Below are 24,833 nucleotides of genomic sequence, written 5' to 3' on the forward strand. Positions count from 1 at the left end.
CCTTATTTTCCGCCACGTCCGGCAATCGCCGGCAGGATTTCGCCAATCAGGCCGGAGATCAGCCTCGCCGTCAGCCCGTCCCGGTCGCGATCCGGGTTGTATTCGACGATTTCCAGCGCCCGCAAACCGCTGGTCGCGGCCAGTTGGCGCAGGGCCAGACGGATTTCGCGCGCGCCCAGACCATCCGGCTCCGGACTACCGACACCGGGCGCCAGTTGCGGATCGAGCACATCGAGATCGAGCGTCACGCCAAAACCGGCTGGCGCACCGGCCACAATCTTGCCGGCCTCTTCCAGGCAGGCGGCAAAGCCGCGCTGCAGGATTTCCTCGCTGTCGATGATGCGTACGCCCTGCTGCTGCAGGAACTCGAGTTCCTCGGGTTCGTAGCTGCGCGCCCCGAGAACGACGCAGTGAGCGGCACTAACCTGCGCGCCGGACAAACCGATGTTGAGCAGCCGCTTGTCGCCACGGCCGAGCAGGCAGGCCAGCGGCATGCCATGCACCGCCCCGGAATAACTGGTTTCCGGCGTGTGACTGTCGAGATGCGCATCGATCCAGAGCAGGCCGAGCGGCGCGCCGGCAAAGCGGGCAACGCCGCTCCAGGTACCGATTGCCACCGAATGATCGCCACCGATGACAAGCGGAAACACCTTGTCGCGCAGGGCCAGTTCCAGTTCGTCGGCGAGCTGCTGGCAAAGCTCGGCAATGCGCGCCGTCGCAGACAGATGGTCTGCCGCCGGCGCAAACAGGGTGCGCCCCCAATCAACCAGAGGATGCCGCTCGATCTGGTGCCAGGCCTGCGAATGATGGAAAGCCAGCGGCCCGTCCGCGCATGCCTGGTCCTGCGCGCCCAGCCCACTGGCCGCGCCGATAACCCGCAGATGCGAGAGTTTTTTCTGGGTGCTGGATGTCATGAGGCGGGATTGAAACAGGAAAGGCCTGCAAGCTCAACGCCTGCACCACAGCCGGATATTCCATGGAGATATTCCGGCAACTGCGTTAGCATGCACGCCTGACTGTTTTTCACGGCAAGCGGATGACACTCCCCGTACTGATCAGGCACCTCGCCCAAACCAAGATCGAGGCTTATTGCAACCAACGGCTGCCGGCACATCTGCCCGAGCAGGTCCGCATCGACATTGAAATCGACGGCGATGCAGTCACACTGGTCGAATCGCGACCGCACTTCCAGCACCCGGAGCGCTGGAGCCGACTGCCGGTGGCGCGTTTTTGCTTCAACCCGGCGTCGAACACCTGGACATTGTTCCGCCCGCATTTCGGCCCGCACGAAACGTGGCTGCCCTATCCGGCCAAACCGGAGCGCGACCTGGAAAAGCTGATCAGCCTGCTCGACACGGATCAAACCGGCGCCTTCTGGGGCTGAACAGCCATCAAAGCGGAGCCGCATCGCCGAGCAGGCGATCGCACTCGTCGAGCAGCGACTGCGCGATCTCGGAGTGATAGTTCGGATCAAGCGACTCCATCATTTCATGCGCCGTGTACAGCCCGGCCTCACGCGACAGCGTCGCGGCAACCTGGCGCGCCAGCTGATCGCTCCGGTCGGACAAATGCCGCCGTTCGGCCAGCGGCAGATTGAGTTTTGAGCGACTCAGCCAGTCGGCCGCCAGCGAGGCGCCCTGCCCCTCGGTCAGCCATTGCCCGTGCTCGTAATAAGCTGCCAGGCGTTCTGCCGCCAGCGCGAAGATCAGCGCGACACGCACGCCCCGGTCGGTTACAGCGGCAGGGGGAGATTTTTGCCGGTTCATTGATTGTCTTGCTTCCTCAGGCTTGGCGTACGGCCAAACACTCAAAATTCGCGAAGTGAAAGTTGCTCGGCCGGCACCTCACCGCGCACCACGGTGATCGGCAGGATACTGACGGTACGCCCATCCTGCGTCGCCACGACAAAACGCCACTCGCCGGGCGGCGGATTGCGCACCCAGGAATAGCCGCGAAAGCCGCGCTCGCGTCCGCCAGTGGTCTGAAAGCGGTTGCGGTAGGCGAGGCGCCAGCCATTGGCTTCGCGTACCTCCCAGCGGTGCTCCAGGGCTGCCGTCACCCCCTTGGGCGCGAACACCGCCGAGACGCCATACAATTTGCCACCATCCGGCACGTGGACCGTCTGTGACTGATGCCGCCAGAACTGCCAGACCGGCGCCCGCTCCAGGCGCAAGGCATAGCGCCCCGGCGCCTGGACAAAGTCGTGGCCAACGGCAATATCCTGTTCAACCAGTGGCACCGGCGCGATCATGTCGAGGCGCCAGGCAAGCAGGAGCAGCGCGGCCAGCCCCCAGGCCGGCAGGACCCGCCCCGGTCGCCCGGGAGAAAACCACCACAGCGCATGCACAAGAACAATGCCGCCAGCGGTCGACAGGTAAAACCAGGCCGAATTCAAGCTGCCCACCGTGTGCGGCAAGGCAAAATTGAAAAGCAGGATGGCATTCAGCGCGAGCAATGCCCAGGTCAGCGTAAAACGCTCGCCATGACGCTTGCCGGCGACTTCGTTATGAACCAGCAGCGCACCAAGCAGCACCGCCGTCAGCCAGGTACCGAGATGGCCGGAACTCTTGAAATAGAGAATGAACAGCGCCGAAAAAATGCCGCCGTAAAAGAACTGCAGCAGCAGGTAAGGTGCCTGCCAGCGCAGATCAGTCAGGCGCCCGCGCCAGCCGCTTGCCGCAGCGGGGGCAACTTTTTGCAAAGCCTCGCGCCGCGCCAGGGCGACGACCAGCAGCCCGGCGCCAAGCAGGAAAAAGCCGAGGCGCCAGAGATCCACCACGCGAACCCGCTGGCCGATGGTCAGCGCATCCCAGGCAAAGCCGCCGAGAAAGGCGGCCAGCGGATAAAGACGCCGCAGCAGGAAAAGGGGCAGACGCACCGGCGAGTTATGCGCCGTTTGCCAGGAGCAGCGCCTTCAGTTCGGCAACTTCAGCTTCTAGCGCGCCGACCCGCGCCTTGAGGTCGGCCAGTTCTTCACTGGCCGCAGCCTTGCCCACCCCAGCCACAAGGCTCTCCGCGGCCGGCTGGCCGCTCAGCAGGTGTGTCCAGCGCTCTTCCCTGGTGCCAGGCAGACGAGGCAGGCGCAGCACCAGGCCGCCGTCAGCGCGCTCGGCCAGTTCTTCGAGAAATGCCTCGACCGAAGAAATATCGGCAAATTTGTGCAGGCGCTCGCAGTTCAGGCGCAACTCGCCGGCCGTCTGCGGGCCGCGCAGCATCAGCACGGTGAGCAAAGCCGATGCCTGGCTCGGCACACCAAGCTGCTTTTCCAGGTTGTGCGCGAAACGCGCCACCCGACTGCCGCTGACTTCGCTGACCAGACCGAGATCCTTGAGGCTATCGATGGCCTGCAGGATCTCCGGCTCCCCCAGCTCAAGCACCGGGTTGCGGCTGGTCTTCTGGTTGCAACCGGCGGCCAGCGCATTGATCGAGAGCGGATAGGTATCGGGTACGGTGCGTTGCTTCTCGACCAGGGTAGCGAGAACGCGGGTTTCGACGAGGGACAGTTCGGGAAGGGAAAGCGACATACGTTTGCAGGTTCCGGGTTGAGCAGTGAATCGGGATGGCAGGATCGGCCTCAGGCCGGCAGGTCGTTATTTTGCCGCCAGGTCCGGTAAATGCGCAGCGCGACGTGCGCATCGTTGGCGGCGTAGAGAATCTGCCGCTCGTTGAGGCGTGCATTGGCCCAGTTGCTGGTCCCGATCTTTTTCGACTTTTGCAGCTTCTGACCGAAATAATGCGCCACCGCCACCTTGGCGCCGACCGTGCCGCGATGCCCCGGCCCGCGCAGCTCTTCGCCGAGATCGAGGACATTCTGCAAGGCGATGTTCAGGCGCGTATGCAGTGCGCTGCGGTCGTTGCCCAGGCCAAAACCAACCTTGAGCACGCCGGGAGCTTCGAGCACCGCTTTCAGCACGTCGAGTGCGGGCGTTCCCACCACGGGGAAAAGATAGGCGTGCTCGTCGGTCGCCAGCTGGATCAGATGCGGCCCGGTCGACACCTCGCCCTTCAGGAAAGTCGGCTTGGACTCGGTATCGAAACCGATGGCGTCGGCCGCCATCAGTGCCGTCCGGGCCTCTTCAGCCTGCGCGGCAGAACTGACCAGCGTGATGCTGGCAAGCCCGATACCGGGATAGAGCGGCAATTCGGCGGCGGCCAGATCGCTGCGACTCAATACAACTTCACTCAAATTGGCCTCCTGCAGGCAGTCGACCGTAAATTGCCTTGCCCCGGGAACGTTCTGACTGCCATCAATGTATCCTTGCCTTTTTTCTCAAGAAGCAAGTGTATGGGATCACGCCGGCCGAAAGGCATCATTGCCTGGCTGAAAGACAAATTTTCAGTCCGCCCCGCCCCGACTTCCGAAATTGCCCGCGCCCAAAGCCTGATCGCGGCAATTGATCGCGGCGGCATTCCGCTCAATACCGCCAGGGTCAATGCCATTGCGCGCGACCTCGGCCTGGAGGTTTCGCGTCACGCCGCGGTCGAGCAGACCGTCCTGCGCATCCGCCAGGCCCTGACCCGAGTCGGCCGCGATGGCTAAGAAGCCCTGGTTTCTCTATCTGATCGAATGTTGCGACGGCAGCATCTACACCGGCATCACCGTCGATGTTGCCGCCCGCTACGCGGCCCATTGCCAGGGCACCGGCGCCCGCTATACACGCTCGCACCCGCCGCTACGCCTGCTCGGGCATGAGCAGCACCCGGACCGCTCCAGCGCCTCGAAAGCCGAATACAGGATCAAGCAATTGAGCCCTCAGGAAAAACGGCACCATGCCACCACGCTGGCCAAGCAGACTGAATTGCAGGTGCCGGAAAAATAGCCGCTGGCCCTTTGCCCGCCATGGCCTAGACTGAGTACAAGGGGCTTTGCCCCGGCAACGGACGCAATTTCCGCTTGATGCTCAAAACCACGGAGGTCAGCATGACCGATACATCAGCCACCACTCAGGTCGCGCAACGCTCCACGACGCAAAATGCCGAGTTGGCACAAAGCAGAACCCGCTCCGCATCGGAAACCCAGATCAGCCTGCGCGATGAAATGAACGTGCAGATTCTCGAAGCATCCGCCGCGGTATCGCTCAAGACCGGCGAACAGTCGCAAGCCCTGCTCTTTCGCAGCGCGATCGACCGGATCAACGAATATCTCGCCCCCACACTTGGCACCGATGCCATCCAGGGCAAGATGAGTGAAGACAATTCAGCCGAAGCGACCGCCGCACGTATCGTCTCGCTGTCTACCGCCTTTTACGACAGTTACGCCGCCCAACACCCCGGTGACGACCCGGAGCAGCTGGCCACCAATTTCGTCAACCTGATCCGCGGCGGTTTCGAAAAAGGCTTCAACGAGGCAAAAGACATCCTGCAAGGCTTGCAGGTCTTCAGTGGCGATATCGAAAGCGGCATCATGCGGACCTTCGATCTGGTCAACCAGGGTTACGACGACTTTCTCGCCAGCAAACTGGGTACGGCAAGCGAAACCACGAAGACGGCCTGAAACCAGCCGCCAACCCGGACCCATGAAAACAAAAAGCACCCGCGCGGGTGCTTTTTGTTTTGCGGCAACCCGACCTGATCAGGTCGTCTCTGCCGGAGGATTATTTGCTCCCCCCTCCTCTTCTTCGAGCCTGGCATCATCATCAAGCGACATCAAGCCGCGCTTGCCTTCCAGCTTCTGTTGCTCATAGCGCAGCCTGGCTTCTTCCGCCCGTCGCTCGCGGAACTCCTTTTCCTTCTGTTGTCGCAGCTTTTCCTGCTCGTAGTGAATCTTGCTCCTGTAGGCGGCTTCACCAAGCATTAATAGCACGCCAAGCATCCCGAGCGACATGAACGCAGTCAGGAACGTTTTTTCCAGCACCGTGTAGAGCGCAATCAGCGCCAGCAGGGCACGCCATCCGACAAGCCACAACAGGTAGGGACGGTCGTCAAAATTGAATTTGAGGTGATCCATGAGCAATCTTGCTGACAGCTAACACGTGAGTTAATCCAGACTGACCAGAGCATCATATCGACCGGCAGCTCTATCGCTTGTCGCCAGGTCATTCCATGCCGATGAACTTTTTGCCACTGGAAAAACAAAACGCCCCGGAGGGCGCATGTTTTCGATGTTGCTGGCGGAGACGGAGGGATTCGAACCCTCGATGCAGGTTTTGCCCGCATGCTCCCTTAGCAGGGGAGTGCCTTCGACCTCTCGGCCACGTCTCCGGATCCAGACTTCAACGAGGCGCGGATGATATAGCCTCCGCGCCCTTTGGTCAAACTTTTACTGGTCCAGACCGAAGGTGCGGTGCAGGACGCGAACGGCCAGCTCCAGGTACTTCTCGTCGAGCACGACGGAAATCTTGATCTCGGAGGTCGAGATCATCTGGATGTTGATGCCTTCGTCGGCCAGCGCCTTGAACATCTTCGAGGCGACACCCGGGTGCGAGCGCATGCCGACGCCGACCGCCGAGACCTTGCAGATCTTGTTGTCGCCGGTGACTTCGCGAGCGCCCAGACGGGTCTTGACGCCTTCGAGGATTTCCTTGGTCTTGGCGAAATCGCCGCGGTTGACCGTGAAGGAAAAGTCGGTGGTGCCGTCGCGACCAACGTTCTGGATGATCATGTCAACGTCGATGTTGGCGTCGGCGATGGAGCCCAGGATCTGGTAGGCAATACCCGGGGTATCCGGCACGCCGAGCACGGTCAGCTTGGCTTCGTCGCGATTGAAGGCGATCCCGGAGATGATCGGTTGTTCCATTTTCTTGTCTTCCTCAACAGTGATCAGCGTGCCTTCCCCTTCGTCCTGGAAGCTGGAAAGAACGCGCAGTTTGACCTTGTACTTGCCGGCGAATTCGACCGAGCGGATCTGCAGCACCTTGGAGCCGAGGCTGGCCATTTCCAGCATCTCTTCGAAGGTGATGGTGTCGAGCTTCTTGGCTTCCGGCACGACGCGCGGGTCGGTGGTGTAGACGCCATCGACGTCGGTGTAGATCTGGCATTCGTCTGCCTTCAGCGCAGCAGCAAGCGCGACGCCGGAGGTATCGGAACCGCCACGACCGAGCGTGGTGATGTTGCCGAACTCATCGACACCCTGGAAGCCGGCCACGACAACCACCTTGCCGGCATCGAGATCGCGCCGCATGTTGGTCTCGTCAATCGACAGGATGCGCGCCTTGGTGAAGGTGCTGTCGGTCAGGACCTTGACCTGGCCGCCAGTGTAGCTGCGCGCCGGGATGCCGATATTCATCAGCGCCATCGAGAGCAGACCGATGGTGACCTGCTCGCCGGTGGAGCAGATCTGGTCGAGCTCGCGCGGATCCGGGCTGGCCTGAACTTCCTTGGCCAGCGCAATCAGCTTGTTGGTTTCGCCGCTCATTGCGGAAACGACCACCACAACCTGGTGACCTTGCGCGTGGAACTTCGCCACCCGCTTGGCGACATTCTTGATGCGCTCGGGATTACCGACCGACGTGCCGCCGTATTTTTGAACAATCAACGCCATGGATTCATCCGGTTAAACGTTGGAAACATGAAAAAGAGGGCGGGATTTTACCCCACCCTGTTCTTTTTCCGAAGGAAATCAGCGACGGTGATTGCCGTCGCCCGACTGATATCTAGAGATCGGCCAAGGTTCGCAGATGCGCCCCGACGCTGCGCGCCAGCGAGGTCATCACGTAACCGCCTTCGAGCATCGAGACAATGCGCTTGTCGCAAATTTCGGCCGCCAGCTTCATCAGCTGATCGGTACACCAGGCAAAATCCTTTTCAACCAGCTTCAGGCCACCCATATCGTCTTCGTAATGCCCGTCGAAGCCAGCCGAGATCAGGATCATCTGCGGATTGAACTCGCGCAGACGCGGCATCCAGACCTGGGTGACGGCATCGCGGAACTCTTCGCCACCGCAACCGGCGGCAAGCGGCACATTGCACATGTTGGCGGCCGGCTTGTCAGTACCGCTATACGGATAGAAAGGATGCTGGAAGATACTGCACATCAGCACCTGCTCGTCACCGGCGAAACAGTCTTCGGTGCCGTTGCCATGGTGCACGTCGAAGTCGATGATCGCCACACGCTCCAGGCCATGGGCCTTGATGGCGTGACGGGCGGCAACACCGATGTTGTTGAAGAAGCAGAAGCCCATCGGGGTCGATTTTTCGCAATGGTGGCCGGGCGGACGCACGGCACAGAAGGCGTTCTGGATTTCTTTCCGCATGACGAGGTCGACCGCCAGGCAACCGGCGCCGGCGGCCCGCAAGGCAGCCTGCCAGGTATGCGGATTCATGGCGGTATCCGGATCAAGATGGACGACGCCATGCTCGGGTGAAGCACGCTTGATGCGCTCGAGGTGCGATGCCGGATGGACGCGCAGCAGTTGTTCGAAGGTCGCCAGCGGGGCATCGTAATAAACAAAATAGGCATCGATCCCTTGCGCAATCAGGTGATCATTGATGGCCGTCAGACGTTGCGGGCATTCCGGGTGATGCGACCCCATGTCGTGCAACTGGCAGTCGCGATGGGTAATGAAAGCAGTGGTTGTCACTTTTTTGTTCTCTTTCGTCTCTTCGTCTCTTCGAACCGCCCGCCACCGAAGGCGCACGTCGAGATTCCATTATGGTCCCAATCATTGCGCCGCTTCAAGCATTAGAATTGGCTGGAATAATTTTCGGATAAATCAGCATGCAGGCAGCAAACCAGGCTTCATCAGGCGACCGGCGACGGGCGCTGGAGAACGTTCTTGCCGAAACGGGAAAAATCATTCTCGGCAAGGAGAAGGAAATCCGCACGGCGGTGGCCTGCCTGCTCGCCGGCGGCCACTTGCTGATCGAGGATATGCCCGGCATGGGCAAGACAACGCTGGCGCACGCCCTGGCCCACCTGCTCGGCCTCGATTTCGCCCGCATCCAGTTCACCAGCGACCTGCTACCTGCCGACATTACCGGCGTCTCCATTTATGAGCGGGAGAAAGGCGAATTCCGCTTCCTGCCCGGGCCGATCTTTGCCCAATTGCTGCTCGCCGACGAGATCAACCGCGCCACACCGAAAACCCAGAGCGCCTTGCTCGAGGCGATGGAAGAGGGCCAGGTGACGGCCGAAGGCCAGACCCGTCCGCTGCCAACCCCGTTCTTCGTCATCGCCACCCAAAACCCGGCACACCAGATCGGCACCTTTCCACTGCCCGAATCGCAGCTCGACCGTTTCCTGATGCGCATCGAACTCGGTTACCCGGACCGGATGGCCGAGCGCGCCTTGCTCGCGGCCGGCGGTCAACGGCAAAAAGCCGAGCAATTGCCGGCCTTGCTCAATGCCGCAGACCTGCCGGCCCTGCAGCAGGAAGTTGCCGCCATCCATGCCGCCGGACCGCTCATCGAATACGTGCAGGCACTGCTTGAAGCCAGCCGGCTGAGTCCCGATTTTCGCCATGGCCTGTCACCGCGCGCCGGCCTCGCCCTGCTCGCCGCCGCCCGCGCCTGGGCCTGGCTGGCCGGACGGGCAATGGTCCTGCCCGACGATGTGCAGGCCGTATTCCCTGCCATCGCACGACATCGCCTGCTCCTGGCGCAAGGCGGCCAGGCTGGCGCCGAAGACATTGCAGCCCTGCTTCGCTCGGTTGCCATCCCTTAATTCGTGGGCCTCGTTTCCTCCCTGAAACAGCGCCTGTTCCGCTGGCAGAGCGACGGCACGACGCGCTTCCGGCTGGGTCAGCGGCGAATTTTCATCGTCCCGACCGGCGCCGGCCTGCTCTTTGCCACGGCCCTGCTCGTCATGCTGATCGGCGCCATCAACTACAACCTGGCGCTCGGCCATGCGCTCGTCTTCCTGCTCGCCGGCCTGGGCATGGCCGGCATGGTGCACACCTTTCGCAACCTGCATGGACTGCTCGTCACGCCAGGGCGCAGCGAGGCTGTTTTTGCCGGCGAGACAGCGCATTTCACGCTGACCCTGGACAACGACAGAAAGCAGCCACGCCAGGCACTGGAACTCGGCATCGCCGGCGAAAAAAACGGTTCCTGCAGCGGTCGACCGCCTGGCGAGCACGAAAATCAGCATCCCGCTGCTCGCCCGCCAGCGTGGCTGGCTGGAATTGCCCCGGATTCGCCTGTCGACCGTCTATCCGCTCGGCCTGTTCGTCGCCTGGAGTTACCTGCAGCCGGCCATGCGCTGCCTGGTTTATCCGCAACCGTTGTTCTCCGCCCTGCCCCCGCCCCGACCGACCGCACAGGGCGGCGCCCGCAGTGGCGAAGGAGGCGAGGAGGATTTCGCCGGGTTCAGGGAGCGCCAGCCAGCCGACTCGCCGCGCCATGTCGCCTGGAAGGCCAGCGCCCGGCAAAACGGCGACCAGGGTTTGCTGGTCAAGCAATTCGCCGGCGGTGCCGAAACCGAATTGCAGCTTGACTGGGCGTCGACCGCGGGCATGGCATCCAGCGAAGAACGTTTGTCTTTGCTCACCGGCTGGGTAATCAGCGCCGCCGATGCAGGCTGCCGTTACAGCCTGGCGATGCCCGGCCAGAATATTCCGCCGGGCAGCGGCGAGGCGCACCGCCGCCATTGCCTCGAAACCCTGGCATTGTTTCCGGCATGAGCACCGCCGCCCGTGAAGCCCTTGATCACGCAGCCACGCCCTGGCTGTTCGGCGTCGCCGCGATCACCACTGCACCGCATTTCCTGCACCAGCCACTCTGGCTGAGCAGTTTTGCCGGCCTGATCCTGCTCTGGGGCGCCTGGCTGTGGCAGGGTGACCGGCGCCTGCCCGGACGCTGGCTGCTGTTTTTGCTGGTCGTTCTCGGTTGCACCGGAATTCTGCTCGAGTTCCACTCGCTGTTCGGGCGCGATGCCGGCGTCGCCATGCTGGTCATGTTCATGGCGATGAAATTGCTCGAATTGAAAAGCCGGCGCGATGCGATGGTGATCGTCACCCTCGGCTTCTTCCTGCTGCTCACGCATTATTTTTACGCGCAGGGCATTACCACCGGACTCTGGCTGCTTGGCGCGCTGTGGCTGATCACTGCCGCCCTGATTCGTCTGCACGGCGGCCCGGCCAGCCCATTGCGGGCAACGCTGCGTTATGCCGCCAGCCTCGTCGCGCAGGCCCTGCCCTTCATGTTGCTGCTTTACCTGCTTTTCCCGCGCATCAGCGGCCCGCTCTGGGGCCTGCCGCAGGACGCCCACGCCGGCAAGACCGGGCTGTCGGAGCAAATGGCACCGGGCAGCATCGCGCAACTGGTGCAAAGCGGCGAAATCGCGTTTCGCGTGCGCTTCGATGGTCCGCTGCCGGCCCGCGACAAACTCTACTGGCGCGGCCCGGTCATGGAAAACTTCGATGGCCAGACCTGGCGACAGTCGCCCGGCCGCCTGGCCGCCGAACAAATCGAAGCCCTGTCGCTGCCAATCACCTACGAAACCACGCTGGAAGCGAGCGAACAACGCTGGCTGCTGACCCTGGATGCGCCGACCGGATTGCCGCCGGAAACCGCCCTGAATGGCCGCTTGACCGCCCATGCGCGACAGCCGATCAGTCAGCGCCAGCGCTTCCGTTTCGCCGCCAGCCTCGATTTCCGCTTCAATGTCCGCGAAAGCACCGCCGTTCTCGAGCGCAACCGGGCGCTGCCGCCCGGCCTCAATCCGCAAACGCGGGCCCTGGCGGTCGACTGGCGAAACAGCGGCAAAACGCCAGCTGCCATCGTCAATCAGGCACTGACCCTGTTTGCCGGGCGCGACTTTGCCTACACCCTGCAGCCGCCACTGCTCGGCCGCAACGGCATCGACGACTTCCTGTTCCGGAGCAAGCGCGGTTTCTGCGAACACTATGCTGCAGCCTTCGTTGTCCTGATGCGCAGCGCCGGCATACCGGCCCGTGTTGTTGGCGGTTATCAGGGCGGCGAAAAGAACCCGCTCGACGGCTATCTGGTCATTCGTCAGTCCGATGCGCACGCCTGGGCCGAGGTCTGGCTGGACGGGCGCGGCTGGGTGCGCGTCGATCCGACGGCTGTCGTCGCGCCGGCGCGACTCGAGAACGGCATCGGCGATGTGCTGGCCGCCGGCGAACCCTTGCCGGCCGTCTTGCAGCTGCGCTCGGACATGCTGCGTAACCTGCGTTACCGCTGGGAGGCGCTGAACAATGCCTGGAACCAGCAGATTCTCGGCTACGACGCCCAGAGCCAGCGCGAACTGCTGTCGCGCCTCGGCCTGTCCGATACCGGCTGGCAGAATCTCGCCATCCTGCTCGCTGCCGGCTGCAGCCTGGCGCTGGCGGTATTGACCGCCTGGACCATGTACAACCGGCCGGAGCGCGACCCGGCCATGCGTCTTTGGCATAAAGCCTTGCGACATCTGGCGCGAAGGCAAGTAAACTGGGCGCCCTGGGAGACCCCGCTGGCGATAGCCCGACGCGTTCACCTTGAACAACCGGCGCTTGGCGAGGCCTTCGACCGCGTCGTCGAAGCCTATCTGCAAACCCGCTATGCCGGCGCAAGCGACAATCTGAAAACACTGCGTGCCGCCGTGGCACGCCTGCCTTGATGGAGAACAACTTGAAGCACACCTTTGGCGCCCTGCTGCTCGCCGGCCTGACCGGACTGGCTTCCGCTGCGAACAACACCCCGAGCTTTGCCGACCAGGCAGCCGTCGTCGACTTCGCGCGCGAACTCGAACAGCGCCAGGGCTTCAACGCCGACGAGCTGCTCGCCCAGTTCGCCCAGGTCAGCCCGAACAGCAAGGTCCTGCAACTGATCAAGCCGCCCAGCTCGCCGCAACAACGCTCCTGGGAACGTTACCGGCCGCGTTTCCTGAACGATCGGCGCATTGATGGCGGCGTCCGCTTCTGGCAGGAAAACCAGGCCAAGCTGGCGCGCGCCCGTGCCCTCTACGGCGTACCGGAAGAAATCATCGTCGCCATCATCGGCGTCGAAACCGAATACGGTCGCAATACCGGCGGCTTCCGCGTCCTCGAAGCGCTCGCCACGCTCGCCTTCAACTATCCGCCGCGCGCCGAGTTTTTCCGCACCGAGCTTGAACAATTCCTGCTGCTGGCGCGCGAAAACAATCTTGATCCGCTTGCCGTCAAAGGCTCATTTGCCGGCGCCATCGGCATTCCGCAATTCATGCCGGGCAGCCAGCGCCGCTACGCCGTCGATTTCGACGGCGACCAGCGCGTTGATCTCGGCAACAGCGTGGACGATGCGATCGGCAGCGTCGGACGCTTCCTTGAGCAACACGGCTGGCAGACCGGGCAACCGATCACCGTCCCCGCCCGCATCAATGGCGAGCCCGAGCGTGGCCTGATCGAGGCCGGCATTCGTCCCAGCCTGAAAGTTGCCGAGCTGCGGGATAAAAATGTTTTCAGCGACGCCGATCCGCTCGCCAGCGTGGCGCTGGTCGATCTCGTCTCACCGGGACAGGCTACGGAATACTGGCTGGGTTACGAGAATTTCTACGTCATCACCCGCTATAACCGCTCCAGCTTCTACGCCATGTCGGTGTTTCAGCTCGGCGAGGAAATCCGCAAGCGGATGCAACGGTAAACAATCATTTTTGCCGTTTTTTCGGGGTCGACCGCTCGGCCCCGACGGACAGCCTAAAGCAGGGAGTCCTTGCTGATGTTGCCACGCTTGATGATCTTGCGGATACGCTCCAGACCTTCCATCTGAATCTGGCGCACCCGCTCGCGGGTCAATCCGAGATCGCCGGCAATGGTGTCGAGGGTCGCAACATCGGCGCCGTTCAAACCGTAACGGCGTTCGATAACATGGCGCTGCCGGTCAGTCAGCTGGGCCAGCCAGTCATCAAGCAGATTGCCGATTTCACTGGACTGCAGCAAGGACTCGGGATCGTCACCACCATCATCGGCAATCACCTCGCCCATCGAATGGCTGGGATCGATATCGAGCGGCGCATCAAGTGAAGCGATGTGCTCGTTGAGCGAAAGGATGTGGCGGACTTCGTCGACCGACTTGTCGATCAGGGCCGCAACGCGCTCCACCGTCGAATCACGGCGATCAGCCGCCTCCAGATGCCGCATGGCGCGCAAGACAACGTTTATTTCCTTGACGACATGCACCGGCAGGCGAATGGTACGCGACTGGTTCATGATGCCGCGCTCGATGCTTTGCCTTATCCACCAGGTGGCATAGGTGGAAAAACGGAAGCCACGTTCCGGATCAAACTTTTCCAGCGCATGGATCAGGCCGAGATTGCCCTCCTCGATCAGGTCGAGCAAGGGAATGCCGCGGTTCAGGTAGTACTTGGCGATATTCACGACGAGCCGCAGATTGTGCTCGATCATCTTCTGGCGGGCATTGAAATCGCCGGCCCGGACCAGACGGGCGGTTGCCACTTCTTCAGCTGGCGTCAGCAAGGGCTTGGCGCCGATTTCGTTCAGGTAGAGCTGGGTAACATCCTCGAGCAGTTCGATTTCCGGGGCGAGCTGTTCCGGCTCTGGCGACAAGGCTTCATCAGCCTGATCCCCTCCTTCCATCTCCTCGTCGTCGAGCCCCTCGGACTGACTCATCTTTTCGGCAGATATTGCGCCGGATCAACCGGCTTGCCCTGCTTGCGGATTTCGAAGTGCAGCTTGACCGAATCGGCATCGGTATTGCCCATTTCGGCAATCTTCTGGCCGCGGCTGACCTGCTGCCCTTCCTTGACCAGGATCTTGCGGTTGTGCGCGTAAGCCGATAGGAAGGTTCCGTTGTGCTTGACGATGACCAGCTCACCATAACCGCGCAGGCCCGCTCCGGCATAAACCACCTTGCCATCGCCCGCCGCCAGCACCGGATCACCGGCCTTGCCGGCGAAATCGTAGCCCTTGTTGCCGGCCTCGCTGAAGGTCCCGACCAATTTGGCCGAGGACGGCCACAACCAGGGCACATCATCCGGACCAGTCGGAGCGGTGCTTGCAGCTTCCGGTTTGGACTCGGTGCGTGGCTCTGCGGTCTTGGGAGCCTCGGCAACACCCAGTTTGTTCAAACGAGCATAAGCCTCGTCCGAGTAAGGTTCCTTGCCGACGCGCGGCTCGCGCTTGGCACCACTGGATGCGGCCGTGGCAAGCGGTGCGCTGGCAAGCGGCGCACTGGCTGCGGGCTGATCCAGCGAACGCGATTCGACGACGGCGCCCGCAACAACCGGGCTGGCAACCACGGCACCGGTATTCGCCACTGCGCCGGGCGCAGCCGGAGGAATCACACGCAACACCTCCCCCTCCTTGATCGCCGCCGGATTGGTGATGTTGTTCCAGGTCGCCACATCGCGATAGTCCTGACCGTTCTCGAGCGCGATCCGGTACAGCGTATCGCCCTTCTTGACCGTGTAGTAGCCGGGCCCGGAGGGTTGGGCCGCAACGGACGCGCGCGATTGCGGGCTTGAATTGCGGTCGACCGTTGGCGCCGGCGCTTGCGAAAAACAGCCAGCCAGCAACAGACAAGGCAAAACCAGGGCGAAGAATCGAGTCATTGTGTTCCTGCGAGAAGCGGGACAAAGCGGACGGCATCAAGCCGCGTTTCAGCATATCCCTGAGGCGTACGTTCGATGAAGCTAAGATACTGCTCGGACGTACCTACTGGCAAGACCAGCCGTCCGCCCAGCGCAAGTTGCTCAAGCAAGGCCGGTGGTACATGCATGCCGGCAGCGGCGACGATGATGCTGTCAAAAGGCCCGGCCTCCGGCAAACCCAGCTGACCATCCGCATGCTTCAAACGAACATTGAACTGCTGCAAGGCACGCATGTTGGCCTTGGCCTTCTCAAGCAAGGGACCAAGACGTTCGACGGCATAAACCTCGTTGGTCAGCTGCGCCAGCACCGCGGCCTGATAACCACAACCGGCACCGACTTCGAGCGTTTTGCCCAGCGACTGGCGGCCATTGAGCAACAGCTCGATCATCCGGGCCACAACATAGGGCTGCGAAATCGTCTGCCCCATGCCAAGCGGCAGGGCCGTATCTTCGTAGGCACGCGAGGCAAGCGCCTCTTCAACAAAAACATGACGCGGCACGGCGGCCATCGCGGCGAGCACAGCGTCGTGGCGTATCCCCTTTTCGCGCAGACGCTCGATCATGCGCGCCCGGGTGCGCTGCGACGTCATGCCGATACCGTGCAACACGTTTGAACTCATTGCATCCAGTGGCGAATGGACGGCAACTGTGCCGTGTTGGTCAAGTCGATCTGCAGGGGCGTAATCGATACAAAACCGCGGTCGACCGCACCGAAGTCGGTACCCGGCCCCGCATCAGCTGCCGCACCTGCTGCACCAACCCAGTAGACCGTCTCATTGCGCGGGGAAAGCATCTTGACGACCGGCTCCGCCTTGTGGCGCCGCCCCAGACGAGTGACTTCCATGCCCTTGAGTTCGGCATGGGGAATATCCGGTACATTGACGTTCAGCAACACGGGCTCTTTAACCGGATTGCGGATAAAACGCTCAACCAGATCACGGGCAACCTGCCCGGCAGTTGCGAAGTTATTGCCTTCAAAACTGGTCAGAGAAATTGCAATTGACGGAATACCAAGCAAATAACCCTCGGTCGCTGCCGCAACGGTGCCGGAATAAATCGTGTCATCGCCCATATTGGCGCCGAGATTAATCCCGGAAACAATAATATCCGGCAATTGTTCCAGCATTCCGGTAACGGCGAGGTGCACACAATCAGTCGGCGTGCCATTCACAAAATGAAAACCACTGGCGGCCTTTTTCAAAAGCAAAGGCCGATCCAGGGTCAGCGAATTACTCGCTCCACTGCGATTCTGCTCGGGAGCAACCACCACGATCTCACCGAGACCGGCGAGCGCCGCGGCCAGCGCGGCCAGGCCGGGCGCAAAATAACCGTCGTCATTACTCAGCAGAATACGCATTTAAGCTACCAGCAGATTATCGAGATTACCGCCATTGGCAAGCCAGGCTTCGACCCATTTCGGCTTGCGGCCACGACCGGTCCATTCCAGTTCGGCATTTTCCGGATGGCGATACTTTACTTTGACTTTATTACCGGAAGAAGCAACGGCCTTGACCTTGCCTTCCTTGCCCAGCAATTCCTCGATCGCATAGCCTCGCGCCTTGGCGAACGCACGCACTTCATTAAGGATTTCGTTTTTTTCCTGGGCTTCCCGACGCTTTAATTCAGCGGGAATCTGTTGCTGCAAATCGCGCAACTGGGAAACGGTGAGATTAGACAATTCCATAATTACCTCCGAGATTAAATAGGTGGCAACAATCTAATTTGTCCTGATATATTTTTCAATATATAAAATTAAAAAACCGGCAAAAGCCGGTTATTTAATTTGGTCGGGGCGGCGGGATTCGAACTCGCGACCCCTTGCACCCCATGCAAGTGCGCTACCAGGCTGCGCTACGCCCCGACAAGCCGAAGATTATAACTTAGATTGCTCGAGATTCAAAGCCGCAACATCTCGATTACAGAAAGCAATTCCAGACGCAACCCACCGGTCATTTGCTGAGCATCTGCCTTTTCAGGCACCGGCGCCACAACAGCAGCTCCCTCATCAAGACGATTACGCGCACCACTGATCGTAAAACCCTGATTATAAAGAAGCTCGCGAATACGACGCACCAGCAAAACTTCGTGGTGCTGATAGTAGCGACGATTACCCCGCCGTTTTACCGGCTTGAGCTGATTGAATTCCTGCTCCCAATAACGCAAGACATGCGGCTTGACACCACACAACTCGCTGACCTCGCCAATCGTGAAATAGCGCTTGGCGGGAATGGGGGGCAGCTCGTCGCTGCCGGATGCTTTATGCCGCGGTTCCATCACAGGCGAGCTCGACATCGGACTTCAGTTTCTGGCTGGCATGGAAGGTCACCACACGGCGCGCCGTGATGGGGATTTCCTGGCCGGTTTTTGGATTGCGCCCCGGACGCTGCGGCTTGTCGCGCAACTGAAAGTTGCCAAAACCGGAAAGCTTGACGCCATCACCGGTTTCCAGGGCATTACGAATCTCTTCGAAAAAAGCCTCGACCATGTCCTTGGCCTCACGCTTGTTGAGACCAACTTTTTCGAACAGCAGATCAGCGAGCTCGGCTTTGGTGAGCGTCATCGTTGTTTTTTCCATCAGGCACGCAGTTGAGCACCGAATGCCTGATCAAGACAGGACACCAGTTGCTGCAGGGCAGCATCAACTTCAGAATCTAGCAAAGTGCGTTGAGTATCTTGCATAACTATCCGGAACGCAAGACTTTTCTTGTTTTCGGCGACGCCCTTTCCGACGTAAACATCGAACAATTGAACGTCCTTTACCAGCCCCGGCAACTGCGCTTTCAGTGTATCGAGCAAGGCCTGCAATGCGACATCCTGATCAACGACGACAGCCAGGTCGCGAATCACCGGCGGGAATTTGGAAACTTCGGCAAAGACCGGAACCTGCGCCGCTTTGACTGCATCGAAATCGAGCTCGAAGACGACCGGCGCCTGCGGCAAGTCGTATTTCTGCACCCACTCCGGATGCACCTCACCCAGACAACCGATTTCGCGACCATCGAGCAGAACGCGTGCCGCACGCCCCGGATGCAAGGCCGGATGCACCAACTTCTCGAAGCGCAGGGATGCCGGAGCCAGCAAAGCCTCCAGATCGCCCTTCACATCGAAGAAATCAATCTTGCGCGAACCACTCCCCCAGCCTTCCGGCAGAGCACCGCCATAGGCCAGACCGGACAGCTTCCAGGTTTGCGCAAAACCTGCCACCGGAGCAGCAGCCACATCGCGCTGGAAAGCACGCCCCGTCTCGAACAGGCGGACACGACTCTGCTTGCGCTTGAGATTGGTCACCAGATTCGAAATCAGGCCACCAAACAAGGTCGACCGCATGACGGCCATCTGGCTGGCAATCGGATTGGCCAGGCGAATCAGGTCGGCATTGGCGGCAAAATCAGCCTCCCAGGCTTCCTCGACAAAAGCGAAATTGACCACTTCCTGATAGCCACGATCGACCAGCAACTGGCGAACGCGCGCCGCCGGACGCTGGGCTTCGGGCTGCACCATCATTTTCAGGTTGCCACGCGGCGCCGGAGCCGGGATGTTGTCGTAGCCATGCAGACGGGCGATTTCCTCGATCAGGTCTTCCTCGATTTCGATATCGAAGCGCCAGGTCGGCGGCGTGACCAGGAAATCGTCACCTTCACGAACAAAAGGCAAGCCCAGACCGGCGAACAAGCCGGCGATCTGTTCGGGAGAGAAAACCATGCCGATCACGGCACAGGCACGCGCCGTGCGCAGACGTACCGGCTTGCGCGCCGGCATCTCGGCCCTGGCTTCGACCACCGGACCCGCAGCGCCACCGCAGATATCGAGGATCAACTGCGTTGCACGCTCGATGGCGCGGCGAGCACCGCCGAAATCGACCCCACGCTCGAAACGATGCGAAGCATCGGAACCGAAGCCGTAACGACGGGCACGACCAGCGATCGCCTTGGGTGCAAAGAAGGCCGACTCGAGGAACAACTCGCTGGTTTCCAGCGTGATGCCGCTCTCTTCACCCCCCATGATGCCGGCCATGGCCAGGGGTTTGACGTCGTCGGCAATAACCAGAACATCAGCATCGATATTGATGGTCTGTTCGTTCAACAGCAGCAGCTTTTCTTCCGGCTTTGCCATGCGGGCATGCACGGCACCTTCCAGCCTGGTGTTATCGAAGGCATGCAGCGGCTGCCCGAGTTCGAGCATGACGTAATTGGTGACGTCGACGAGCGCCGAAATCGAACGGATGGCGCTGCGTTCAAGGCGACGCTTCATCCATTCCGGGGTCGGCGCCTTGGCGTTGACGCCCTTGAGGATGCGACCGAAATACAGCGGGCAGGCATTCGGTGCATCGAGGACGACGGCACGCTGATCGGTAATGCCAGCCGCAACTTCCTGCACATCCACAAACCTGGCCTGGGCACCGGCAATGGCAGCCACTTCGCGCGCCACACCGGTCAACGACAGACAATCGGCACGATTCGGCGTCAGCTTGAGTTCGAACTGCTGGTCGTCGAGATCGAGATACTCGCGGATGGACTGACCAACCGGCGCGTCAGCCGGCAGCACCAGAAGACCGGAAGCCTCTTCGGCAATACCGAGTTCCTTGGCCGAGCAGAGCATGCCGGACGACTCGATACCGCGCACCTTGGCAATTTTGATAACGAAATCGCCGGGCAACTTGGCACCAGGCAAGGCGCACGGCACGCGCAGACCAACGGCGACATTCGGCGCGCCGCAGACGATGGTCGTCGGCTCACCACGACCGGTATCGACCTTGCAGACGTTCAGACGATCGGCATCGGGGTGCTTGACGACTTCAAGCACCTGCGCGACGACAACGTCGTTGAATTGGGGCGCGACCGGCTCCAGACCTTCGACTTCAAGGCCGGCCATGGTCAGCAGATGGGAAAGCTCCTCGCTCGACAGCTTGGTGTCGACAAGGGTACGCAACCAGGATTCGGAGAATTTCATGCGAATTGCCTCAGGAAACGGAGGTCGCCTTCAAAGAAGAGGCGCAGGTCATTGACGCCGTAACGCAGCATGGTCAGGCGATCCTGACCGAAACCGAAGGCGAAGCCGGTGTATTTTTCCGGATCGATGCCGGCAATGCGCAGCACATCCGGATGCACCATGCCGCAACCGGCGATTTCCAGCCAGCGACCTTCGAGCGGACCGCTCATGAAAGCGACGTCGATTTCGGCGGACGGCTCGGTAAACGGGAAAAAGGACGGACGGAAGCGGACCTTGAGGTCTTCGGTCTCGAAGAAACTCCTCAGGAAATCGGCAATGACGCCCTTGAGGTCGGCAAAGGAAACGCCCTCACCCACCCACAGGCCTTCGACCTGATTGAACATCGGCGAATGCGTCGCATCGGAATCGACACGATAGACGCGGCCCGGCGCAATGATGCGGATTTCGGGCATTTTTTCCAGTTGACCGTAACGCTCGACGTGCGCCTTCATGTAACGCGCCTGGATCGGACTGGTATGGGTACGCAGCAGAACCTTGTCGGCCACCGTGCCGTCCGGATTCTGCAGGTAGAACGTATCGTGCATCGAACGCGCCGGGTGATCCTCGGGCGTGTTCATGGCCGTGAAATTGAAAAAATCTTCCTCGATCTCGGGGCCGTCGGCCACTTCGAAACCGATCGAACGGAACAGGGATTCGATCCGCTCCAATGTGCGCGTCACCGGATGCAGACCGCCGCGCGCTTCAGCGCGACCGGGCAGCGTGACATCCAGGGCCTCTTCGGCCAGGCGCGCATCCAGCGCAGCCTTGCGAATGGCTTCGCGGCGCTCGTTGAGCGCAGCTTCAACCGCCGTCTTGGCGACATTGATCGCGGCACCGGCAGTTTTCTTCTCTTCCGGCGGCAGCTTGCCCAGCCCCTTGAGAAGTTCGGTAATCTGCCCGCTCTTGCCGAGGAAGCGGGCTTTCACCTGTTCCAGCGCATCCGGGTCAGAAATGGCAGCGAAAGCCGTCCGGGCTTCGCTAACGATTTGATCAAGATTGTCCATAGACGTCCACCAACAATAGCACCAACAAAACGCACGTTTCAGTGAAGGCTCATGTCGGCGCAGCCGACACGAAGCCGCAAAGCGGCGGCCGAAACTAAAAAAGGAGGCTTGCGCCTCCTTTTTTTAACTACGCTTGAGCTCAGGCGCCGAGCTTAGCCTTGGCTTGTGCGGCCAGGGCAGCAAAGGCCGGCTGATCGAAGACAGCCAGATCGGCCAGGACCTTGCGGTCGACTTCGATATTTGCCTTCTTCAGACCGTTCATGAAGGTGCTGTACTTCATGCCCAGCTCGCGAGCTGCTGCATTGATACGGGCGATCCACAGGGAACGGAACTGACGCTTGCGTTGACGACGGTCACGGTACTGATATTGACCAGCCTTCATCACCGCCTGTTTGGCGATGCGATATACATTCTTGCGACGACCGCGGTAACCCTTGGCCTGAACGAGAATCTTCTTGTGACGCGCGCGCGCCGTTACACCACGTTTAACTCTAGGCATCTTCTATCTCCTTATGCGTAGGGCATCATGGCGCGGACGGATGCAACGTCGCGCTCGTTAACCGATGCGGCACCGCGCAGGTGACGCTTAACCTTGGTCGTCTTCTTGGTCAGAATGTGACGCTTGAAGGCTTGACCACGCTTGATGGAACCACCAGCGCGGACCGAAAAGCGCTTTTTGGCGCTGCTCTTGGTCTTCATTTTGGGCATTTAGATGCTCCTTAATGACATGCCAACAGGTGGTTCCCGACGGGAACGCTTTCACTACCCGAAAGCACTTATTTTTCTGCCGGCAAGCAATTATTGCCTGCCAGCAGTACTGCCTCACCCGAGCCCGAAACCAGGCTCAAGCAATTACTGAATCTTCTTCTTGGCCGGCCCGATGATCATGATCATCTGACGACCTTCCATCTTCGGCATCTGCTCAACCTGGCCAACGGCTTCCAGATCGGTCTTGATCCGCTCAAGCTGACGCATGCCGAATTCCTGGTGCGCCATTTCGCGACCACGGAAGCGCAGAGTCACCTTGACCTTGTCTTCTTCTTCCAGGAAGCGCGTCATGTTGCGCAGCTTGATCTGGTAATCGTTTTCGTCGGTGCCCGGGCGCAGCTTGATTTCCTTGACCTGAACCTGCTTCTGTTTCAGCTTGGCCTCGTGCGCGCGCTTCTGCTCCTGGTACTTGAACTTGCCGTAGTCCATGATGCGACAGACCGGCGGCTTGGCCATCGGTGCGATCTCAACCAGATCAACTCCAGCTTCTTCAGCCATCTGCAAGGCAGCGCGAATGCTGATCACACCCAGCTGCTCACCTTCCAAACCCTGGAGACGAATCTCCGGTACCGTAATTTCTTCGTTGAGGCGATGCGCCTTGTTCTGAGCTATGGTAGAACCCCCGAAAACATCAATAATTAAGCCGTGCCACTACGCGCCGCAACTTCGTTCTGAAGCTGCTTGATCAGATCATCCACGGACATCTGTCCGAGATCCTGACCACCGCGAGTCCGCACGGCCACCAGTCCGTCCGCTTTTTCCTTATCGCCCACAACGAGCTGATAAGGCAGCCGGTTCAAGCTATGTTCGCGGATTTTATAGGTTATTTTCTCGTTACGCAAATCTGCTTCAGCGCGAAAGCCCGCACGGTGTAGCTTTTGCGCGACTTCAGCAGCGTAATCGGCCTGCTTTTCGGAAATATTCAGCACCACCGCCTGCGTCGGCGCCAGCCACATCGGCAGCGCACCGGAGAAGTTCTCGATCAGGATGCCAATGAAACGCTCAAGCGAACCGAGAATGGCGCGGTGCAACATGACCGGCACCTTGCGCGTATCGTCAGCTGCGACATACTCTGCCCCCAGACGACCCGGCATCGAAAAATCGACCTGCATCGTGCCGCACTGCCACGAACGGCCGATCGCATCCTTGATATGGAATTCGATCTTCGGACCATAGAAGGCGCCCTCACCCGGCAATTCCGTCCACTCCAGACCGGAGGCACGCAAGCCGGCGCGCAGCGCCTCTTCCGCCTTGTCCCACACCTCGTCGCTACCGACACGACTTTCCGGACGCAGCGCAAGCTTGACGGCAACATCGTTGAAGCCAAAATCGGCATAAACTTTCTTGACCAGCGCATTGAAGGCCGTCACTTCGGCTTCGATCTGGTCTTCCGTACAGAAGATGTGACCATCATCCTGCACAAAGCCGCGCACGCGCATCAGGCCATGCAAGGCACCAGCCGGCTCGTTACGGTGACAGGAACCGAACTCGCCATAACGCAACGGCAGCTCACGATAGGAGCGCAGACCGGCATTGAAGACCTGGACATGACCCGGACAGTTCATCGGCTTGACCGCGTAATCGCGATTTTCCGACGAAGTCGTGAACATGTTGTCCTTGTAATGCTCCCAGTGACCGGACTTTTCCCACAACGATTTGTCGAGGATCTGCGGACAGCGCACTTCCTGGTACCCGTTGTTGCGATAGACGGCGCGCATGTAGCTTTCGATTTCCTGCCAGATCGCCCAGCCCTTGGGGTGCCAGAAAACCAGACCCGGCGCCTCGTCCTGCATGTGGAACAGGTCGAACTGCTTGCCGAGGCGGCGGTGATCGCGTTTTTCCGCCTCCTCCAGCATGTGCAGATAGGCGTCGAGATCTTCCTTCTTGGCCCAGGCCGTGCCGTAGATGCGCTGCAACTGTTCGTTGCGATGATCGCCGCGCCAGTAGGCGCCGGCCACCTTCATCAACTTGAAAACCTTGAGCTTGGCCGTGGTCGGGACGTGCGGACCGCGGCAAAGATCGATGAAATCGCCTTCACGATAGAGCGACACCTGCTGATCGGCCGGAATGGCGCCAATCAATTCAGCCTTGTATTTCTCACCCAGGCCAAGGAAGAAATTGACCGCATCGTCGCGCGACCAGACTTCGCGACTGACCGGAATATCCTTTTTGGCCAGTTCGGCCATGCGCTTTTCGATGGCAACCAGGTCATCCGGCGTAAACGGGCGCTTGTAGGCGAAGTCATAGTAGAAGCCGTTTTCGATGACCGGACCGATCGTCACCTGCGCCTCCGGGAACAACTCCTTTACCGCATAGGCCAGCAAGTGCGCCGTCGAGTGGCGGATCAATTCCAGCCCTTCCGGATCCTTGTCGGTCACGATAGCCAGATCGACGTTTTGCTCGATCAGGTAAGAGGTATCAACCAGTTCACCATTAACCTTGCCGCCAAGCGCAGCGCGCGCCAGACCGGCACCGATACTCGCCGCCACTTCGGCGATCGTTACCGGCTGTTCAAAGGAGCGGATGGAACCATCAGGCAGTTTGATATCAGGCATGGCAAATCTCTAGGCGAAAAAAAAGTGCGGGATGAGCCGCACTTTTTGGTCAAA

29 protein-coding genes and 2 tRNA genes are annotated in these 24,833 nt (G+C 60.4%); 8 read left to right on the forward strand and 23 right to left on the reverse strand.

The window, feature by feature from the left end; genetic code table 11:
- Positions 1 to 2: 2 nt before the first annotated feature.
- A complete protein-coding gene (locus tag KI612_RS10665; protein ID WP_226440072.1) occupies positions 3 to 914 on the reverse strand; it encodes an arginase in 912 nt (303 codons plus the stop codon).
- A gap of 122 nt (positions 915 to 1,036) precedes the next feature.
- On the opposite strand from KI612_RS10665, the gene KI612_RS10670 reads away from it, so the two are divergent.
- Complete coding sequence (locus KI612_RS10670; protein ID WP_226440073.1) at positions 1,037 to 1,384, forward strand: DUF3024 domain-containing protein; 348 nt, start codon at positions 1,037 to 1,039, stop codon at positions 1,382 to 1,384.
- Positions 1,385 to 1,391: 7 nt separating this feature from the next.
- On the opposite strand, the gene KI612_RS10675 is transcribed toward KI612_RS10670, so the two are convergent.
- The 4 genes from KI612_RS10675 to KI612_RS10690 are packed head-to-tail and all read right to left on the reverse strand — an operon-like array spanning position 1,392 to position 4,186.
- Positions 1,392 to 1,766, reverse strand: a complete 375-nt coding sequence (locus KI612_RS10675; RefSeq protein WP_226440074.1) for a hypothetical protein — start codon at positions 1,764 to 1,766, stop codon at positions 1,392 to 1,394.
- Positions 1,767 to 1,807: 41 nt separating this feature from the next.
- Positions 1,808 to 2,878, reverse strand: coding sequence for a DUF2914 domain-containing protein (locus KI612_RS10680; protein ID WP_226440075.1), 1,071 nt, complete (start codon positions 2,876 to 2,878; stop codon positions 1,808 to 1,810).
- Between the two features lie 7 nt (positions 2,879 to 2,885).
- On the reverse strand, positions 2,886 to 3,524 hold the full coding sequence (locus tag KI612_RS10685; RefSeq protein ID WP_226440076.1) for a YceH family protein: 639 nt from the start codon (positions 3,522 to 3,524) through the stop codon (positions 2,886 to 2,888).
- Positions 3,525 to 3,574: 50 nt separating this feature from the next.
- On the reverse strand, positions 3,575 to 4,186 hold the full coding sequence (locus KI612_RS10690; RefSeq protein WP_226440077.1) for a 3'-5' exonuclease: 612 nt from the start codon (positions 4,184 to 4,186) through the stop codon (positions 3,575 to 3,577).
- 99 nt (positions 4,187 to 4,285) lie between these two features.
- On the opposite strand from KI612_RS10690, the gene KI612_RS10695 reads away from it, so the two are divergent.
- The 3 genes from KI612_RS10695 (at position 4,286) to KI612_RS10705 (ending at position 5,494) form a co-directional block, all read left to right on the forward strand.
- On the forward strand, positions 4,286 to 4,540 hold the full coding sequence (locus KI612_RS10695) for a hypothetical protein (protein ID WP_226440078.1): 255 nt from the start codon (positions 4,286 to 4,288) through the stop codon (positions 4,538 to 4,540).
- Positions 4,533 to 4,820, forward strand: coding sequence for a GIY-YIG nuclease family protein (locus KI612_RS10700; protein WP_226440079.1), 288 nt, complete (start codon positions 4,533 to 4,535; stop codon positions 4,818 to 4,820). The genes KI612_RS10695 and KI612_RS10700 overlap by 8 nt, the downstream gene beginning before the upstream one ends.
- 101 nt (positions 4,821 to 4,921) lie before the next feature.
- Positions 4,922 to 5,494, forward strand: coding sequence for a DUF5610 domain-containing protein (locus KI612_RS10705; protein WP_226440080.1), 573 nt, complete (start codon positions 4,922 to 4,924; stop codon positions 5,492 to 5,494).
- Between the two features lie 78 nt (positions 5,495 to 5,572).
- Here the strand turns inward: KI612_RS10705 and KI612_RS10710 are convergent, their stop codons facing one another.
- From KI612_RS10710 to KI612_RS10725, 4 genes are all read right to left on the reverse strand, one after another.
- Positions 5,573 to 5,947, reverse strand: coding sequence for a hypothetical protein (locus KI612_RS10710; RefSeq protein ID WP_226440081.1), 375 nt, complete (start codon positions 5,945 to 5,947; stop codon positions 5,573 to 5,575).
- A gap of 161 nt (positions 5,948 to 6,108) precedes the next feature.
- Positions 6,109 to 6,201: transfer RNA gene (locus KI612_RS10715), tRNA-Ser, on the reverse strand.
- 58 nt (positions 6,202 to 6,259) lie between these two features.
- A complete protein-coding gene (locus KI612_RS10720) occupies positions 6,260 to 7,480 on the reverse strand; it encodes an aspartate kinase (protein ID WP_226440082.1) in 1,221 nt (406 codons plus the stop codon).
- A 112-nt stretch (positions 7,481 to 7,592) separates the two neighbouring features.
- Positions 7,593 to 8,519, reverse strand: coding sequence for a histone deacetylase family protein (locus KI612_RS10725; RefSeq protein WP_226440083.1), 927 nt, complete (start codon positions 8,517 to 8,519; stop codon positions 7,593 to 7,595).
- 137 nt (positions 8,520 to 8,656) lie between these two features.
- On the opposite strand from KI612_RS10725, the gene KI612_RS10730 reads away from it, so the two are divergent.
- The 4 genes from KI612_RS10730 to mltB all read left to right on the forward strand — a co-directional run bounded on the left by KI612_RS10730 (position 8,657) and on the right by mltB (position 13,497).
- Positions 8,657 to 9,601, forward strand: coding sequence for an AAA family ATPase (locus KI612_RS10730; RefSeq protein ID WP_226440084.1), 945 nt, complete (start codon positions 8,657 to 8,659; stop codon positions 9,599 to 9,601).
- Between the two features lie 460 nt (positions 9,602 to 10,061).
- Complete coding sequence (locus KI612_RS10735; RefSeq protein WP_226440085.1) at positions 10,062 to 10,559, forward strand: DUF58 domain-containing protein; 498 nt, start codon at positions 10,062 to 10,064, stop codon at positions 10,557 to 10,559.
- A complete protein-coding gene (locus KI612_RS10740; RefSeq protein WP_226440086.1) occupies positions 10,556 to 12,496 on the forward strand; it encodes a transglutaminase TgpA family protein in 1,941 nt (646 codons plus the stop codon). Before KI612_RS10735 ends, KI612_RS10740 begins: the two co-directional genes overlap by 4 nt.
- An 11-nt stretch (positions 12,497 to 12,507) precedes the next feature.
- Positions 12,508 to 13,497 carry a lytic murein transglycosylase B gene (gene mltB / locus KI612_RS10745; protein WP_226440087.1) on the forward strand — a complete coding sequence of 330 codons (990 nt, stop codon included), beginning with the start codon at positions 12,508 to 12,510 and terminating at the stop codon, positions 13,495 to 13,497.
- 53 nt (positions 13,498 to 13,550) lie between these two features.
- Here the strand turns inward: mltB and rpoS are convergent, their stop codons facing one another.
- The 14 genes from rpoS to thrS all read right to left on the reverse strand — a co-directional run bounded on the left by rpoS (position 13,551) and on the right by thrS (position 24,779).
- Positions 13,551 to 14,450 (reverse strand): RNA polymerase sigma factor RpoS, encoded by a 900-nt coding sequence (rpoS, locus tag KI612_RS10750; protein ID WP_404818099.1) that lies wholly within the window; start codon positions 14,448 to 14,450, stop codon positions 13,551 to 13,553.
- Positions 14,451 to 14,479: 29 nt separating this feature from the next.
- The gene (locus tag KI612_RS10755; protein ID WP_226440089.1) at positions 14,480 to 15,424 is read right to left on the reverse strand and encodes a peptidoglycan DD-metalloendopeptidase family protein; all 945 of its coding nucleotides are present in this window, start codon (positions 15,422 to 15,424) and stop codon (positions 14,480 to 14,482) included.
- Positions 15,421 to 16,053 (reverse strand): protein-L-isoaspartate(D-aspartate) O-methyltransferase, encoded by a 633-nt coding sequence (locus tag KI612_RS10760; RefSeq protein ID WP_404818100.1) that lies wholly within the window; start codon positions 16,051 to 16,053, stop codon positions 15,421 to 15,423. Before KI612_RS10760 ends, KI612_RS10755 begins: the two co-directional genes overlap by 4 nt.
- A gap of 26 nt (positions 16,054 to 16,079) precedes the next feature.
- Complete coding sequence (gene surE, locus KI612_RS10765) at positions 16,080 to 16,820, reverse strand: 5'/3'-nucleotidase SurE (RefSeq protein ID WP_226440091.1); 741 nt, start codon at positions 16,818 to 16,820, stop codon at positions 16,080 to 16,082.
- A complete protein-coding gene (locus KI612_RS10770; RefSeq protein ID WP_226440092.1) occupies positions 16,821 to 17,147 on the reverse strand; it encodes an H-NS histone family protein in 327 nt (108 codons plus the stop codon). It abuts the gene before it with no gap.
- A 100-nt stretch (positions 17,148 to 17,247) separates the two neighbouring features.
- Positions 17,248 to 17,324 (reverse strand) — tRNA-Pro (locus KI612_RS10775).
- A 35-nt stretch (positions 17,325 to 17,359) separates the two neighbouring features.
- Positions 17,360 to 17,737 carry a MerR family transcriptional regulator gene (locus KI612_RS10780; protein ID WP_226440093.1) on the reverse strand — a complete coding sequence of 126 codons (378 nt, stop codon included), beginning with the start codon at positions 17,735 to 17,737 and terminating at the stop codon, positions 17,360 to 17,362.
- Entirely contained in the window at positions 17,721 to 18,023 is a 303-nt protein-coding gene (locus KI612_RS10785) for an integration host factor subunit alpha (protein ID WP_168656356.1), read from the reverse strand. Before KI612_RS10785 ends, KI612_RS10780 begins: the two co-directional genes overlap by 17 nt.
- A 14-nt stretch (positions 18,024 to 18,037) precedes the next feature.
- Positions 18,038 to 20,413: a phenylalanine--tRNA ligase subunit beta gene (pheT, locus tag KI612_RS10790; protein ID WP_226440094.1), complete on the reverse strand. Its 2,376-nt coding sequence runs from the start codon at positions 20,411 to 20,413 to the stop codon at positions 18,038 to 18,040.
- Complete coding sequence (pheS, locus tag KI612_RS10795; RefSeq protein ID WP_226440095.1) at positions 20,410 to 21,456, reverse strand: phenylalanine--tRNA ligase subunit alpha; 1,047 nt, start codon at positions 21,454 to 21,456, stop codon at positions 20,410 to 20,412. Before pheS ends, pheT begins: the two co-directional genes overlap by 4 nt.
- Positions 21,457 to 21,595: 139 nt before the next feature.
- On the reverse strand, positions 21,596 to 21,955 hold the full coding sequence (rplT, locus tag KI612_RS10800) for a 50S ribosomal protein L20 (protein ID WP_226440096.1): 360 nt from the start codon (positions 21,953 to 21,955) through the stop codon (positions 21,596 to 21,598).
- Positions 21,956 to 21,966: 11 nt separating this feature from the next.
- On the reverse strand, positions 21,967 to 22,164 hold the full coding sequence (gene rpmI, locus KI612_RS10805) for a 50S ribosomal protein L35 (RefSeq protein WP_226440097.1): 198 nt from the start codon (positions 22,162 to 22,164) through the stop codon (positions 21,967 to 21,969).
- Between the two features lie 144 nt (positions 22,165 to 22,308).
- A complete protein-coding gene (gene infC, locus KI612_RS10810) occupies positions 22,309 to 22,863 on the reverse strand; it encodes a translation initiation factor IF-3 (protein WP_319003000.1) in 555 nt (184 codons plus the stop codon).
- Positions 22,863 to 24,779, reverse strand: a complete 1,917-nt coding sequence (gene thrS, locus KI612_RS10815) for a threonine--tRNA ligase (RefSeq protein ID WP_226440098.1) — start codon at positions 24,777 to 24,779, stop codon at positions 22,863 to 22,865. The genes infC and thrS overlap by 1 nt, the downstream gene beginning before the upstream one ends.
- Between the last annotated feature and the right edge of the window lie 54 nt (positions 24,780 to 24,833).

It is taken from the genome of Quatrionicoccus australiensis, from assembly GCF_020510525.1.
Lineage (GTDB): Bacteria > Pseudomonadota > Gammaproteobacteria > Burkholderiales > Rhodocyclaceae > Azonexus > Azonexus australiensis_B.

Coding starts and splice junctions, on each gene's coding strand:
- pheT (WP_226440094.1), bottom strand. CDS start 20,413: ATGAAATTCTCCGAATCCTGGTTGCGTACCCTTGTCGACACCAAGCTG.
- rpmI (WP_226440097.1), bottom strand. CDS start 22,164: ATGCCCAAAATGAAGACCAAGAGCAGCGCCAAAAAGCGCTTTTCGGTC.
- KI612_RS10770 (WP_226440092.1), bottom strand. CDS start 17,147: ATGGAATTGTCTAATCTCACCGTTTCCCAGTTGCGCGATTTGCAGCAA.
- KI612_RS10730 (WP_226440084.1), top strand. CDS start 8,657: ATGCAGGCAGCAAACCAGGCTTCATCAGGCGACCGGCGACGGGCGCTG.
- KI612_RS10675 (WP_226440074.1), bottom strand. CDS start 1,766: ATGAACCGGCAAAAATCTCCCCCTGCCGCTGTAACCGACCGGGGCGTG.
- KI612_RS10760 (WP_404818100.1), bottom strand. CDS start 16,053: ATGACGTCGCAGCGCACCCGGGCGCGCATGATCGAGCGTCTGCGCGAA.
- KI612_RS10705 (WP_226440080.1), top strand. CDS start 4,922: ATGACCGATACATCAGCCACCACTCAGGTCGCGCAACGCTCCACGACG.
- KI612_RS10740 (WP_226440086.1), top strand. CDS start 10,556: ATGAGCACCGCCGCCCGTGAAGCCCTTGATCACGCAGCCACGCCCTGG.
- KI612_RS10785 (WP_168656356.1), bottom strand. CDS start 18,023: ATGACGCTCACCAAAGCCGAGCTCGCTGATCTGCTGTTCGAAAAAGTT.
- KI612_RS10720 (WP_226440082.1), bottom strand. CDS start 7,480: ATGGCGTTGATTGTTCAAAAATACGGCGGCACGTCGGTCGGTAATCCC.
- KI612_RS10685 (WP_226440076.1), bottom strand. CDS start 3,524: ATGTCGCTTTCCCTTCCCGAACTGTCCCTCGTCGAAACCCGCGTTCTC.
- KI612_RS10755 (WP_226440089.1), bottom strand. CDS start 15,424: ATGACTCGATTCTTCGCCCTGGTTTTGCCTTGTCTGTTGCTGGCTGGC.
- rplT (WP_226440096.1), bottom strand. CDS start 21,955: ATGCCTAGAGTTAAACGTGGTGTAACGGCGCGCGCGCGTCACAAGAAG.
- thrS (WP_226440098.1), bottom strand. CDS start 24,779: ATGCCTGATATCAAACTGCCTGATGGTTCCATCCGCTCCTTTGAACAG.
- KI612_RS10700 (WP_226440079.1), top strand. CDS start 4,533: ATGGCTAAGAAGCCCTGGTTTCTCTATCTGATCGAATGTTGCGACGGC.
- KI612_RS10665 (WP_226440072.1), bottom strand. CDS start 914: ATGACATCCAGCACCCAGAAAAAACTCTCGCATCTGCGGGTTATCGGC.
- KI612_RS10710 (WP_226440081.1), bottom strand. CDS start 5,947: ATGGATCACCTCAAATTCAATTTTGACGACCGTCCCTACCTGTTGTGG.
- surE (WP_226440091.1), bottom strand. CDS start 16,820: ATGCGTATTCTGCTGAGTAATGACGACGGTTATTTTGCGCCCGGCCTG.
- KI612_RS10695 (WP_226440078.1), top strand. CDS start 4,286: ATGGGATCACGCCGGCCGAAAGGCATCATTGCCTGGCTGAAAGACAAA.
- KI612_RS10670 (WP_226440073.1), top strand. CDS start 1,037: ATGACACTCCCCGTACTGATCAGGCACCTCGCCCAAACCAAGATCGAG.
- rpoS (WP_404818099.1), bottom strand. CDS start 14,450: ATGGAAGGAGGGGATCAGGCTGATGAAGCCTTGTCGCCAGAGCCGGAA.
- KI612_RS10780 (WP_226440093.1), bottom strand. CDS start 17,737: ATGGAACCGCGGCATAAAGCATCCGGCAGCGACGAGCTGCCCCCCATT.
- pheS (WP_226440095.1), bottom strand. CDS start 21,456: ATGGACAATCTTGATCAAATCGTTAGCGAAGCCCGGACGGCTTTCGCT.